Consider the following 14,295-nt stretch of genomic DNA (forward strand, 5'->3'; position numbering starts at 1 on the left):
TCACTACCCGCAGGACTTCTCAAGAAATTATTAACATTTATTTTACCGTGTAGGCAACTACTTTATTAGCAAAGAAAGTTGGCACTATCAACAGTTTCTGGTCTGCCAGATACTCAATATCTGCAGCATTTACTTTATCAGCTTTAGTATCTAATAACTTTTCTACTTTACCATCTGCCGTAACATAATTTATTTCTCCATTCCAATTAGAAATAATAAAGTCATTCTCATATGGCACTATACCATCACCTCCTACCAAACCTTCCGCTATAGTTCGCAGTTCTTTTGTGTTTTTATCAACCTCATAAAAAATTCCGGCATTCATATCTACCATGTAAAACTTATTGCTATGCGCTAGTAACCCATTTGGTTTCTGAAAATGGTCTTTCTCTAACCAAACTTCCGCCTGGTTATTATTTAATTTATAAACACGCTTCTTATCCGAATCAGATATATATACGCCCCCTTGTTCATCAACGGTAATATCGTTTAGCATACCTGCATCTTTTACTTCAATGGTACGTTCTACTTTTCCACCTTTAACATCTATTACAACAATTTTTTTCAGGTCGGCTACATATAATTTACCATTGCTTAAGCCTAAACCTTTAGGAGAATCCATTCCACCTATTACCCACTCTACTTTTTCAATTTTACCATCTAAAGAAATACGACCTACAGAACCATTACCATCTACCCCAGCTTCCGGATCGTTAATATTAGAGGTATATAAGATATTGTTATCCTTATCAAATAATACCGATTCCGGAGCTTTTAAATCAGCAGGCGTTTCCCATTTTTTTTCTAAAGTAACAGTTGTTTTAGCTTGGGCCTCCTCCTGGCCAGCATTGGCTTCAGAAGTAGCTTCCTGGCTATTTTTAGACGAGCAACTTTGCGATAAGCTTAATACAAATGCTGCGTAAACACAGCTGACAAGTAATTGTTTTCCTTTCATAGGTTCTGTGAAATTTATGTGGTGTTATTTTCAGTTAGGTAAAGTTAAAAATATATTCTATTCAAGTGCAGCTTTCGAATTTTATTTAACTCAACTCAATTTATGCCCGTATAGCTTCATGTTTACTATGACAACTTAAAACATAAAAAATAAAACTATGAGTAAGTTAAAAAACCTGGAAGATTTATTCCATCATGAACTGAAGGATTTATATAGCGCCGAGAAACAACTAATTGAAGCATTGCCTAAGATGGCCGAGACAGCCTCAGATCCTAAACTAAGATCCGCTTTTGAATTACACCTGGAGCAAACGAAAGCCCAGAAAGAACGCTTGGAAAAAGTTTGTGAGATTGTGGGTATAAGCCCTGGACGCACCAAGTGCAAAGCCATGGAAGGTTTGGTTGAAGAAGGCCAATCTATGATTGATGAGAAAGCTGAGCCAGAAGTAAAAGATGCTGGACTTATTGCTTCTGCCCAACGAATTGAGCATTATGAAATTTCCGGCTACGGTACTGCGGCCCATTATGCCGAAAGATTAGGTCATCAAGAAGCTTTCCAGCTTTTAAAGGAAACCCTGGAAGAAGAAAAAAACACTGATAGCAAATTAAATAAACTTGCTAAAGGATGGATTAATCAGAAAGCTGAATAACAAAATGAATCTTTTTGATAAAAAGCCTGCCCTTGTAGCAGGCTTTTTATTTTATAAAGTATCTAACCTTATTCCTGCCACAGAAGTAAAATACGATAATTAGTAAACGCAAAATTGGAGAACAGTACCATGGAGGAAAATAAAAATAAACAAGACCAAACTAAAACCCGAAACGAACAGGCGGTAGAGCAACCTCAGGAGAAAACCGGATCGGATAGTAATTTCTATAAAAGAACCATGTTGGGCATAGGCACAGAAAAGATAGATGAGAATTTTGATGGCATGCACCGTAAAATGAATGAACTGGATCAGGATGACCGGGATAATAATGATGGCGACGCCAACACAGAGAACAATTATTAATATGCCTTTTTTGTTGAAAAGTCTTTCTAAAACAACTTTAGGAGGACTTTTTTATTAGTAGCCCTTATGGACAACTTATAAATATAAACACAGCATATCCACACGAATTTACACTTTTTCCACGTGGAACATTTGTGGAAATCTAACTTATCAACAACTATAAAGCACTGACAATAAAACACAAAGTATATTTAACACAACCATATATACACAATCTCCGTTTGATAATCCATACCTAAAAATAAGTGTCAAATCTAAACAGTATTAAATGGTAAGATACAAGTTGTATGGTATTCTCTCGCTTTTCATTTTTTCATTTCCGAAATTATTTAGTAATACTTTAAACCCGCGAGAAAATCCAACCTCTACAAGCCAAGAAACCATACTACATAAAGAAGTACCGGTTTCTTTAAAATCAGAAGAAAAAGAATCCTTCCATGTATCCGCTTCAGTTTATTTTCCGGAAGAAGAACAAACGGATAGCACCCCTTACATTACAGCAGATGGTTCGAAAATTAACGAGGAAAGACCTGGCCAACATAGATGGGTAGCAGTTTCTAGAAACTTACTCCGAAAATGGGGAGGCTCGATTGATTATGGCGATACTTTACATGTGAAAGGCATATCAGACAAATTAGATGGGGTATATGTTGTACGAGATACTATGACACGCCGCATCAAAAACCGAATTGATATACTAGTTGGTGAGGATGATGAGATAATGGGCTTTTGGGATAACGTTCAAATTTATAATTTAAACTAAACAATAAGTCACTATCATAATCTTCAAAAACAAAAAAGGCTATAAATGGAAACTTAATCCATCTATAGCCTTTTTTGTTTTATGGTAATTTTTTGCTTTACCCTAAGCTTATATTTAAAACATGCGCCAATTAGCTATTTGAGAAACAAAATTCTCAAAAGCACCAGGCACTAAAAAATTAGTTAAGACAAATCCATAAATGGCACCATAAAAGTGGGCATCGTGGTTAATATTGTCACCCATGCGTCGGCCTTGGAAATAAGAATAAATCAGGTACAGAAATCCGAAAATAAAACCCTTGATAGGAATGGGAACAGGAAAAATAATGATACTATTAAGGGGGTTTATTAGGATACTGGAAAAAATAATAGCGGATACTCCGCCCGAAGCACCTAAGGCATAATAGTCGAAGTTTTTTCTCTGTTTAAAGAAAGTATATATATCCGATACAATAATACCTCCTATATATATGAGCAGGAACAATAAAAGCCCTTGACCCTGCCCATGAAAATTCAAAAGCAAATTCTCTACTACCTGGGCAAACATGTAAAAAGAAAACATGTTAAACAGCAGGTGCGTCCAATCAGCATGTAGAAAACCGGAAGTAACAAAGCGGTAATACTGATGCTTTTTTGAAACACTAAAAGGGTGGAAAATTAAACTTCTCAGAAAGCTTTCGTTTTTCCAGGCATAGAGGGAAACTCCCACAGTTAATATAATAATGATAAAGGTAATGCTCATGCTGACTGGTAATAGGTGAAAGGTTTATTTAGTATAAAATAAGCGAGACTAGCTTTCCCGTTCCATTAAATCCAGCGCTAATTGCCGTAATATATTTTTACGTTCTACCAGCGCTTCAACGGCATCAAGACTTTGAATAGCTTCTTCAAAAAACAAATTGATTTTAGCTTCGGTTTGAGCTTTAATATTTAGCTGATTGTAAACAGCCGTAACTTCAGCAACCTTTTGCTCTGGCGAGTAAATAGTTTGATTTCTAAACCCTGTTAATATGTTACGTTGTTCTACATTAGCCTGAGCCAAAGCTGTTAATTGTAAATAGGTTTTTTTATCTGCCAATATATCTCCACCTACCTGTTTACCAAATTTCTCCTGCTCTCCATATACATCCAGTAAATCGTCCCGCAGCTGATATGCAATACCTATATTGATACCAAAATTTTTCAGTAATAAAGCATTGTTGTCGGAAGCATTATTTAAGGTAGCCCCTAACTCTAATGCTAAGCCCAATAAAACAGCTGTTTTTAAGGTTATCATTCTGATATAATCGTCGATGCTTACCAGATCAGACTTTTCAAAATTCATGTCCAGTTGCTGACCTTCACAAACCTGAGCGGCACAGGTACTAAACAAGCGTAGCACCTTAGCTAATTTACTTGGCTCAACCTCCAGAAATAATTCATAGGCCCGTACCAGCATAACATCGCCGCTTAGGATAGCAATATTCTGATCCCACTTTTCGTGTACAGTAGGTTGCCCCCGTCGCAGCGGTGCCTTATCCATTACATCATCATGCAGAAGCGTGAAATTGTGAAAAACCTCTACCCCGGCAGCTGGTTTTAAACAAGCTTCTACATCATCATTAAATAAATACCCAGCTAATACCGTCAGTAAAGGACGAATACGTTTTCCGCCCATTTGCATCATATAACGCAGCGGGTCGTATAATTCGGCAGGATTATCCCCATAATTAATGGTGGATAAAGTTTGATTAACTTTTTGCGAGAAATAAGAAATATCCACAGGAAAAATTTAGTAGCGCCGGAAATTCCGGCGCCTTAAAATTACTCATCAAATCCGTAATAATCTTTTAAATTACGGCCAGAAGTTTCAACTTTTTTACGAATTCGTTTTTCTTCTACTACAGGAGCTGGAACAGGTGCTTTTTCAATAGGCCTTGGCAAACCTTCTTCGTTACCAGCCAATTTGGTATTTTCAGAGGTGAATTCAAAAACCTTTTCTTTTTGCTTTTTACCTGAATTTCGTTGCTTATTAGTCGATTTACCAGCTTCTGGTTTATCTTCTTCATCCGATGCGTCTACTAATGTTAAATCAATAGTGCGATCATTCAAATTAGCAGCTTTCACTACCACATAAACTTCATCACCAAACGATATAATCCGTTTATTACGTTTACCAATAACCCGGTAGTTCTGGGCATCTAGCTCATAGTAATCATCATCCAGGTCAGCTAAACGTACCATGCCTTCGCATTTATTTTCCTGAATTTCCACGTATAAACCCCACTCCGATAAGCCCGAAACCAAACCTTTGAACTTTTGGCCAACGGTATTCTGCATAAACTCTACTTGTTTGTACTTAATAGAAGCACGCTCGGCATCTGCAGCCCGTTTTTCCTGTTCTGAAGAATGCTTACACATTTCTTCAAATTGTTCTTTATCCGCAGAAGGTTCACCATTCAGGTACTGAAATATTAAGCGATGCGCCATCATATCGGGGTACCGACGAATAGGTGAAGTAAAATGCGAATAATGGTCAAAAGCTAAACCAAAATGGCCTAATGGTTCGGTAGTATATTTGGCTTTCGCCATTGTCCGGATGGCCAGATTCTGCAGAACACCTTGCTCTGGCTTTCCTTCTATCTGCTCGGTTAATTTATTTAATTCCGTAGAAACTTCTTTGCTTTCTAAATCTACGTTATAGCCAAACTTCTTTGCAAAAATAGAGAAGTTGCTCAATTTATCCGGATCTGGGGCATCGTGTGTACGATATACCATTGTATAGCGCTTACCTCGTTTTTTAATGTTAAACACCCATTCGGCCACTTTACGGTTTGCCAACAGCATAAACTCTTCAATTAATTTATGCGCATCTTTTCGTTCTTTTACATAAACCGAAAGTGGCTTTCCGTTTTCATCCAGCTTAAATCGAACTTCTGTAGTTTCAAAACTGATAGCGCCGTTTTTAAACCGCTTTCCTTTTAATTCCTTAGCTATTTTATTCAGCATATGGATTTCCTGCACAAAATCGCCTTCTCCGGTTTCAATAACCTCTTGTGCTTCTTCGTAACTAAACCGACGATCGGAATAGATAATGGTTTTACCTATCCAGGTATCGTACAAGCGACCGGTTTCATCCATTTCAAATACTGCCGAAAAAGTTAACTTTTCTTCATGCGGACGTAAAGAACATAAACCATTAGATAGCTTTTCTGGTAACATCGGAATGGTCCGGTCAACTAAATAAACGGAAGTTGCCCGATGTAGGGCTTCTTTCTCCAGTTTCGACTTCTCGTTTATATAATGCGTTACGTCTGCAATGTGCACGCCTATTTCCCAATGCCCGTTTTCTAACTGCCGAATAGATAAAGCATCATCAAAGTCTTTCGCATCAACAGGGTCGATGGTGAAGGTGGTAATGTCTCTGAAGTCCCGACGATCGGCTATTTCTTCTTGGGTAATTTCTACCGGTATAGCTTCTGCTTCTTTTTCTACTTCTTCCGGAAACTCAAAAGGCAAACCAAATTCGGCCATAATAGAGTTTATCTCAGCTTCATTTTCACCAGCTGGCCCAAATACTCTTATTACTTTTCCTATTGGGCTTTTTGTAGCAGATTTTGGCCAATCGGTAATTTTTACCAAAACTTTATCGCCATTCTGCGCACCGTTTATTTCTTCTTCCGGAATAAAAACATCAAAATAAAGCTTCTTGAAATTAGGCACCAGGAAGGCAAAATTTTTGGACAGCTCAATACGTCCAGCAACTTCCTCACTTACCCGTTCCAAAATTTCAATAACTTCGCCTTCCTGCCGATCACCCCGGCTAGGTAGCAAACGCACCCGCACTTTGTCGCCACCCATGGCAAACTTCAGATTCTCGGTTGCAATTTTTATATCTTCATCTACCTCATCAGAAATAACAAAGGCAAAACGAGAGTTAGCCAAATCAACTACTCCCGTAATTTCTTTTTCTTCTCCAATGTTCAACGTATAATTGCTATCCTGTAAAGCCTGCAGGCGGCCTTCTTTCTTTAATTGTTTTAAATGTTCAAATATCAACTCCCGGCCGGCTTTATCTGTTACATCAAACCGACGCGACAGTTGCTTATAACCAAAAGTTTTACCCGGGTTAGTGGTAAATACCTGTAGTATTTTATTTTTGGTAATTTCTACTCCACCACGTTTGCTCTTACTGCTTCTGGTTGTGTCAGCTTTCTGACCACGGGTAGATTCACTATTTTTTCTTTTTCTTTCCATTGTATTCAGAGGAAACTCTGTTAATTTTTTTATTAAACCTGCTGTCTCAGCATAGTTTCGCGCTTCTCCAGCGCATTTTTTATATCTTCGATTTCGCCTTTTGGTATAGCAGCGAGTAATGTACGCGTATAAGGATGCTGAGGATTAGTATAAATTGCTTCTGCTGTACCCGATTCTACAATTTTACCTGCCTGCATGACTAAAATTTTATCAGCCATGAAACGGGCCACCGCTAAATCATGGGTAATAAATATATACGTAATCCCATATTCACGTTTCAGTTTATTTAATAAATTTAAAACTTGCGCCTGCACTGATACGTCCAGTGCCGAAACGGATTCATCACAAATAATGCATTTAGGTTCTAAAGCCAGCGCCCTGGCTATACTTATTCGTTGCCTTTGTCCACCAGAAAATTCGTGTGGATACCGGTGAAAATGTTCTGGCCCTAAATTTACTTTCTCTAATAATTCATACACTTTTTCCCTTCGCTCCTTTTCTGTTAGCAATACCTTATGCACACGCATCGGTTCTATTAAAGCATCGCCAATAGTTTGCATTGGGTTAAGCGAAGCATACGGATCCTGAAAAATCATCTGAAAATTTTTACGGGTTTTCCGCATTGCCTCATCAGAAAGTCCGGCAATATTTAGATTATTAAAATAGATATTGCCTCCCGTTGGTTTTACCAAACGTAGTAAGGCCCGCCCAAGAGTAGTTTTCCCACAACCCGACTCGCCCACTAAAGCAATGGTTTCCTGCGGGAAAACACTAAAGCTTACACCATCAACGGCTTTTATAAATTCTGAGGAGCGTGTGAATAATCCTTTCCGTATTGGAAAATAAACCTGTAGGTTATCAACGGTTAATATGGGCTTCTCCTGCTGCGGTTTTGGAGAAGAATCTGTCTCCTTAATAACAAATTCGGGTGTGGATATAGTTTCTTTTTTATAAATATTTCCACTAGCATCTACACCCATAAAATCACTTACAATGGGTAGATACTTTTTGCCTAATGATAATTTTGGTCGGCAGGCAAGTAAGGCCTGGGTATAAGGATGTTGTGGATTAGTAAATATTTCCATTACACCTCCTTGCTCTACCACCTTACCCTTATACATGACAATTACCCGGTCGGCTATTTCGGCTACAACACCTAGGTCATGGGTAATAAAAATAATAGAAGTATTATTCTGAATCCGTAATTCATTCAGTAATTCCAGAATATGCGCCTGAACAGTTACATCTAAAGCCGTAGTTGGTTCATCTGCAATAACAACAGCTGGTTTACAGGCCATGGCCATGGCAATCATAACCCGTTGCTTTTGCCCTCCTGATATTTCGTGTGGATAAGCTTTGAATATTTTTTCTGGCCGAGGTAATCTTACTCGTTCAAATAAGCTTAATGTACGTTCTTTGGCTTCTTGGTCTGTTAGTTTCTGGTGCCATATCAACACCTCAGCAACCTGACTTCCACAAGTAAAAACAGGATTCAAGGACGTCATGGGTTCCTGAAAAATCATGGAAATCTCATTTCCCCTAACCTTCTGTAGTTGCTTATCATTAAGTTGAAGCAAATCGACCTGCCCAAAAGTATTAGATTGAAAGAAAATTTCGCCGCCAGCAATTTTACCAGGAGGTTGCTGAATTAATTGCATTATGGATAGCGAGGTAACTGATTTACCGGATCCCGATTCGCCTACTATGGCAATTGTTTCCTGGTGGTTTAAAGTAAAAGAAATATTATCTACCGCGGTCACGGCACCTCTGCCTGATAAGAATCGGACCTCTAAATTCTTAACTTCCAGTAAGGGCTTTGATTTATTCAACTTAAATATGCAGTTTTTACTATTTTATCAAATGTAGGTATTATCGCTAATAATTAATAGTACAGTACGTGCCGACAGATTTATCATTCAACTTTTATATAAGTTTATGCGCAATTTTATTATGCCTTTGCCTTGAATTTTTGACTTAGCTGCTTTTGGTTCCTTATAATAGCAGCCTGATAGTTAAGACAGGAACTCCTCCTTTTATTATGAATTAACCTTTTTACATCTATTTTGCCTTTTTACTTATTAACCTGATTTTATCAAAGGGCATAAAAAAAGCGGGAGCTATTTCTAACTCCCGCTTTCTAATAATTAATATTGTTATTAAGCTTCTACTTCAGCATTAGTAGTTTCTGCGTTAGTAGCTGGTCTTTCCACCACGGAATGCTTGTTTTCTTCTGGATGAAGACTACCAAAAAACTTTTGCTGGTTAAATAAAATTATGACTACACCTATAAATATAGCTGAATCCGCTACATTAAAAATTGGCCACAACGACATAGCTTGTCCTCCTAACAATGGAATCCAATGGGGTACGATTCCCTCCCAGATGTCAAGGTAAAACATGTCGATAACCTGGCCATGAAACCAGGCTGAAGGGGCTCCGTAGGGAGCATTATCGAAGATAACCCCGTAAAAAATACTATCTATTAAATTACCAATGGCACCGCCTAAAATTAAAGCTACGCACCAAATTAAGCCGGAATGTGCTTTATTTTTCCACAGGTAATACAGGTAATAACCTATACCTACCATGGCCACTAAACGAAAAGAAGTAAGAATTAATTTTCCGTAACTAGAACCTAATTCTACTCCAAAAGCCATGCCTGGATTGGTGGTATAATGAAGCTTTGCCCAATCACCAATCAAGTGTACCTCACCAGGTAAACCCATTTCCATTTTAAAATGTACCAGCACTTTAACAGCCTGATCAATGGCAATAACTAGTAAGCTTAATAAATAATACTTTAAATATTTCATCCAATATGTTGAAAAGCTCAGCTCTTCCTTAAATTTAATTTTAAACCAAACTGTTATAAGCCAATATTATACCACTTCCAGTCTGGCGTCTAACGTAAACTCATCTATTTCTAAAGTAGTTCCGTTAGCAATTACTTCAGCAAACTGAATACGGATAGCCTGAGTTTCTTCCCGGATATATTGTTCAAATGAATTTACGGCGGCTGTCACTTCCGGATGGTTATTCTGCAGGAATATGGTAATCTTATCCTGCACATCCAGGCCAGTATCCTTCCGTAAATTTTGGATACGGTTTACTATATCGCGGGCAATACCTTCTTGTTTTAACGCTTCGGTTAAGGTTATATCTAAGGCAACCGTTAATTTACCTTCGGAGGCCACTAACCAGCCTGGTATATCTTCCGACATAATCTCTACATCTTCCGGCGTAATGGTAACGGTTTCTGTAGCTAATGCTAAAGCATAACTGTTCTCCCGTTCTAATTGCGCTATCTGATCCTGGTTCATGGTTTGAATGGCTGCCGCTACTTCTTTTAACCTTGGCCCGAAAACTTGACCTAAACGTTTAAAATTAGGTTTTATTTTCTTAACCAATACCCCGGAAGTATCATCTATGTACTCAATCGTCTTAACGTTTACTTCTGATTTTATCAAATCTGCTACGGCTTCTATTTGCGATCTGGATTTTTCATTCAGAATAGGAATTAAAATACGTGACAATGGCTGACGTACTTTAATAGTTTGCTTTTTCCGTAAAGAGTGCACCAAAGAAGATATAGTTTGCGCTAATTGCATCCGCTCTTCTAAATCGCCATCAATTGCACTTTCATCTACTTTCGGAAAATTAGCTAAATGCACAGATACTTCTGAGTGCTTACCTGAAACGGCGTTCAGATCCTGGAACAACTGATCCATGTAAAACGGTGCAACCGGCGCAGCTAATATTGCTATGGTTTCCAAACAAGTATACAGCGTTTGGTAAGCAGCAATTTTATCCTGGTTGTATTCTCCTTTCCAGAAACGCTTCCGGTTCAGGCGTACATACCAGTTACTTAAATCATCAGTCACAAAATCCTGAATAGCCCGGGTAGCTTTAGTTGGATCATAATCGTTATAAGAAGCATCCACGCTAGCAACCAAACTATTTAGTTTAGAAATAACCCAACGATCACTTTCCGTGCGGTTTGCTAACGGCACATCCAATTCACTAAAAGTGAAATTATCTAAATTAGCATACAGCGCAAAGAAAGAATACGTGTTATGCAAGGTACCAAAGAAACGACGTTGCACCTCTACTACACCATCGGTGTTAAACTTCAGGTTATCCCAAGGAGGCGCATTCGAAATCATGTACCAACGGGTAGCATCCGGTCCAAACTTTTGAATGGTGTCGAACGGATCCACGGCATTACCTAAGCGCTTGCTCATCTTGTTGCCGTTTTTATCCAGCACCAAACCGTTCGCCATTACATTTTTAAAAGCCACACTGTCTTCCAGCATAACAGCAATTGCATGTAAGGTAAAGAACCAACCACGCGTCTGATCTACTCCTTCAGCAATAAAATCGGCCGGGAAGTTTTCACGGAATGTTTTTTGGTTCTCGAATGGATAATGCCACTGTGCATAAGGCATGGCTCCCGAATCAAACCAAACATCAATAAGGTCTGACTCTCTGTGCATTGGCTTACCATTCGGACTTACTAAAACTATATTATCCACATACGGACGGTGCAGGTCCATAGAAGATACTTTAATAGGCGCTATTAAACCAGCCGCTACCGATTTATATACCTCTTCCTGTAATTCCTCTACAGAACCGATACAGATTTCTTCGTCTCCATCTTCAGTCCGCCAAATTGGTAGAGGCGTACCCCAGTACCGTGAACGGGACAAATTCCAGTCTACTAAGTTCTCTAACCAGTTACCAAAACGGCCAGAACCGGTAGATTCAGGTTTCCAGTTAATGGTTTTATTCAGTTCTATCAACCGGTCTTTAACGGCAGTAGTTTTAATAAACCAGCTATCCAATGGGTAATAAAGAACTGGTTTATCAGTACGCCAGCAGTGTGGATAAGTATGCTCATACTTTTCTACTTTAAAGGCTTTATTATCCTCCTTTAACTTAATGGAAATCAAGACATCAGTAGACTTATAAGCCTTATCATTTTCGTCTTGTCCATCGTAGTTTTTCACATAGCGGCCGGCAAAATCAGTAATTTCTTTTACAAATTTACCTGTACGATCTACGATTGGGCTTACCTTACCCCATTCGTCCGTAACCAATAAAGCAGGAATATTATTCTGCGCTGCTACCCTAAAGTCATCGGCACCAAATGTGGGCGCAATGTGTACAATACCGGTACCATCTTCGGTTGTAACAAAATCACCGATGATTACTCTAAAAGCAGGTTCTTCGGGTTGTACATAAGGCAACAATTGCTCGTATTCTACTCCTTCTAAATCTTTACCAGTGTATTCAGCTATTACTTTAAAAGGAATCAGTTTATCACCCGGCTTGTAATCTTCAATAGCTAATTCAGCAGCTTTATCAGTGAAGTACCGCTTCACCAGATCTTTAGCTAATATTACTGTAACAGGCTCAAAGGTATATTGATTAAACGACCGGACTTTTACATAGCGAATATTTTTACCAACTGCTAAAGCCGTGTTGGCTGGCAAAGTCCAGGGAGTGGTTGTCCATGCTAAGAAATAAACAGGTGCATCATTCTCTTCATTGAATAAGAAGGTAGATTTGTCGTTTTGTTTAACTTTAAACTGAGCTACTATGGTGGTATCTTTCACCATTTTATAAGTACCTGGCTGGTTCAGCTCATGGGAACTTAAACCTGTACCAGCAGCCGGAGAGAACGGTTGAATAGTATAACCTTTATACAGATAGCCTTTGTTGTAAAGCTTTTTCAACAAAGCCCAAACCGATTCAATATAATCGTTCTCAAACGTGATATAAGGATTATTCAGATCAACCCAATATCCCATTTTTTCGGTTAAATCATCCCATTGACTTTTAAAGCGCATTACCGTTTCACGGCAACGAGCATTATAATCTTCAATAGAGATTTTTTTACCGATATCTTCTTTTGTAATTCCTAGTTCTTTTTCAACCTGTAGTTCAATTGGTAAACCATGCGTATCCCAACCACCTTTGCGGTTTACCTGGTAACCTTTTAAAGTTTTATAGCGGCAGAAAATATCTTTTACCGCCCGTGCCATTACGTGGTGAATACCTGGCGCTCCATTTGCTGAAGGAGGTCCCTCATAGAAAACAAATGGTTTATGTCCTTCCCGTGTGGTGATAGACTTTTCGAAAATATTATTCTTCTTCCAGTACGCTAATATATCGGCTCCCACCTTAGCGTAATCCAGATTTTTATACTCGTTGTACTTCACGATTTTCGAATCTTAATTTTAACTTATATCTGCTCGAGTAATCCTTAATTTTAATACTCCTCGTCTTAGCTCTAAATGCTGAATAACATTTTACTTCTAATCTCAGGTGTTTTTATAATAAGATTTTAGCACCTTAATGTAAATTCCTGCAAAAGTAACAAAACAGAAGTAGAAAACCGAAGAAGTAAGAAGGTAATGCTGGCCACCTGAAAGTTATTTAAGGAATTAACAATTTTTTGATATTTTTTCAGATACACCATACATTATTTTAAAAAGAAGGGCGTTAGTTGTAAATCTTAATAGCTTTTAGAGCAGAAGGGTATTATAATTACAGGAAGCTATTACCTTTGCCTTACGAATTACTTTATTTTTAACGTTAACTATGGAAAACTTACGCTTAAATAAGTTCGCTTTTTTACCTCTGCTCCTCCTGATTTTTGTTTCTTCTTGTTCCAGCCCGAAACAAGTATTTTATTTTCAAAATGCACCGGCTGTCGCTAAAACAGCAAGCAAACCTACACCGCCAGAACCGGTGTATACAGCCAGTACTTCCCTGACTTTACCAGATTTACCAGTTACCAATCTTTTAAACAGTAATGAAGAAGCCACGGCCGTTAAAACAATGAGCAAAAAAGAACTTCGTAAATTTGTAAAACAGACTTTACGGGATTTAAAAGATTCTGTAAGAACCAGCCCAGCGGCTGATAAACGTGTTTCTGTTTCGGCCAACCGTGACCGGTTAGGGCAATTACAAGCCGACGTAGCAAATGTTAAAAATTCGGTTCGGGTACAGAAGGATGCAAAAAAAGTAACACTTGACATGAAACAACCCACTACCAATCTTTCGCAAAATGAAATGATTTTACTTGGTATAGCAGCTCTCCTGGTGTTAATTATTTTGCTTTCTTTACCTGTATTAGGCACCATTCTAGGTGTGGTTTTAGCCTTAGGTATTATAGCCCTTGCAGTAGCTTTATTGCTGGGAGTTATAGAAATAAATGGTTTTAACTAAATGTTTATTTTTTATAAAAACAACTGATTATTAATCAGTTAAAAACTTAATAAAATAGAACAAGCAAGTATTACCCACAATATTTGCGGAGTATATA

11 protein-coding genes are annotated in these 14,295 nt (G+C 38.2%); 4 read left to right on the forward strand and 7 right to left on the reverse strand.

From position 1 onward, the window contains the following. Window positions 1–37 precede the first annotated feature (37 nt). A complete protein-coding gene (locus ADHAQ_RS24845; RefSeq protein ID WP_051359772.1) occupies window positions 38–955 on the reverse strand; it encodes an SMP-30/gluconolactonase/LRE family protein in 918 nt (305 codons plus the stop codon). A 157-nt stretch (window positions 956–1,112) separates the two neighbouring features. On the opposite strand from ADHAQ_RS24845, the gene ADHAQ_RS0107285 reads away from it, so the two are divergent. From ADHAQ_RS0107285 to ADHAQ_RS27140, 3 genes are all read left to right on the forward strand, one after another. Beyond that, the gene (locus tag ADHAQ_RS0107285) at window positions 1,113–1,604 is read left to right on the forward strand and encodes a YciE/YciF ferroxidase family protein (RefSeq protein WP_034256661.1); all 492 of its coding nucleotides are present in this window, start codon (window positions 1,113–1,115) and stop codon (window positions 1,602–1,604) included. A 129-nt stretch (window positions 1,605–1,733) separates the two neighbouring features. After that, a complete protein-coding gene (locus ADHAQ_RS0107295) occupies window positions 1,734–1,967 on the forward strand; it encodes a hypothetical protein (protein WP_026462375.1) in 234 nt (77 codons plus the stop codon). Window positions 1,968–2,235: 268 nt separating this feature from the next. Then, window positions 2,236–2,730 carry an RlpA-like double-psi beta-barrel domain-containing protein gene (locus ADHAQ_RS27140; RefSeq protein WP_051359773.1) on the forward strand — a complete coding sequence of 165 codons (495 nt, stop codon included), beginning with the start codon at window positions 2,236–2,238 and terminating at the stop codon, window positions 2,728–2,730. A 114-nt stretch (window positions 2,731–2,844) separates the two neighbouring features. Here the strand turns inward: ADHAQ_RS27140 and ADHAQ_RS0107305 are convergent, their stop codons facing one another. The 6 genes from ADHAQ_RS0107305 to ileS all read right to left on the reverse strand — a co-directional run bounded on the left by ADHAQ_RS0107305 (window position 2,845) and on the right by ileS (window position 13,186). Beyond that, a complete protein-coding gene (locus tag ADHAQ_RS0107305; protein WP_026462376.1) occupies window positions 2,845–3,471 on the reverse strand; it encodes a rhomboid family intramembrane serine protease in 627 nt (208 codons plus the stop codon). Window positions 3,472–3,519: 48 nt separating this feature from the next. Beyond that, window positions 3,520–4,491 carry a polyprenyl synthetase family protein gene (locus ADHAQ_RS0107310; protein ID WP_026462377.1) on the reverse strand — a complete coding sequence of 324 codons (972 nt, stop codon included), beginning with the start codon at window positions 4,489–4,491 and terminating at the stop codon, window positions 3,520–3,522. Window positions 4,492–4,532: 41 nt separating this feature from the next. Beyond that, window positions 4,533–6,965, reverse strand: a complete 2,433-nt coding sequence (gene rnr / locus ADHAQ_RS24855; RefSeq protein WP_071781098.1) for a ribonuclease R — start codon at window positions 6,963–6,965, stop codon at window positions 4,533–4,535. 32 nt (window positions 6,966–6,997) lie between these two features. Beyond that, window positions 6,998–8,794 (reverse strand): ABC transporter ATP-binding protein, encoded by a 1,797-nt coding sequence (locus ADHAQ_RS0107320; RefSeq protein WP_026462378.1) that lies wholly within the window; start codon window positions 8,792–8,794, stop codon window positions 6,998–7,000. 327 nt (window positions 8,795–9,121) lie between these two features. After that, window positions 9,122–9,778, reverse strand: coding sequence for a lipoprotein signal peptidase (locus ADHAQ_RS24860; RefSeq protein WP_051359774.1), 657 nt, complete (start codon window positions 9,776–9,778; stop codon window positions 9,122–9,124). A gap of 66 nt (window positions 9,779–9,844) precedes the next feature. Further along, window positions 9,845–13,186: an isoleucine--tRNA ligase gene (gene ileS / locus ADHAQ_RS0107330; protein ID WP_026462379.1), complete on the reverse strand. Its 3,342-nt coding sequence runs from the start codon at window positions 13,184–13,186 to the stop codon at window positions 9,845–9,847. A gap of 382 nt (window positions 13,187–13,568) precedes the next feature. On the opposite strand from ileS, the gene ADHAQ_RS0107335 reads away from it, so the two are divergent. Beyond that, window positions 13,569–14,198: a hypothetical protein gene (locus tag ADHAQ_RS0107335; RefSeq protein ID WP_026462380.1), complete on the forward strand. Its 630-nt coding sequence runs from the start codon at window positions 13,569–13,571 to the stop codon at window positions 14,196–14,198. Window positions 14,199–14,295: the final 97 nt, after the last annotated feature.

Source organism: Adhaeribacter aquaticus DSM 16391 (assembly GCF_000473365.1).
In the GTDB taxonomy this organism is placed as follows: Bacteria; Bacteroidota; Bacteroidia; order Cytophagales; family Hymenobacteraceae; genus Adhaeribacter; species Adhaeribacter aquaticus.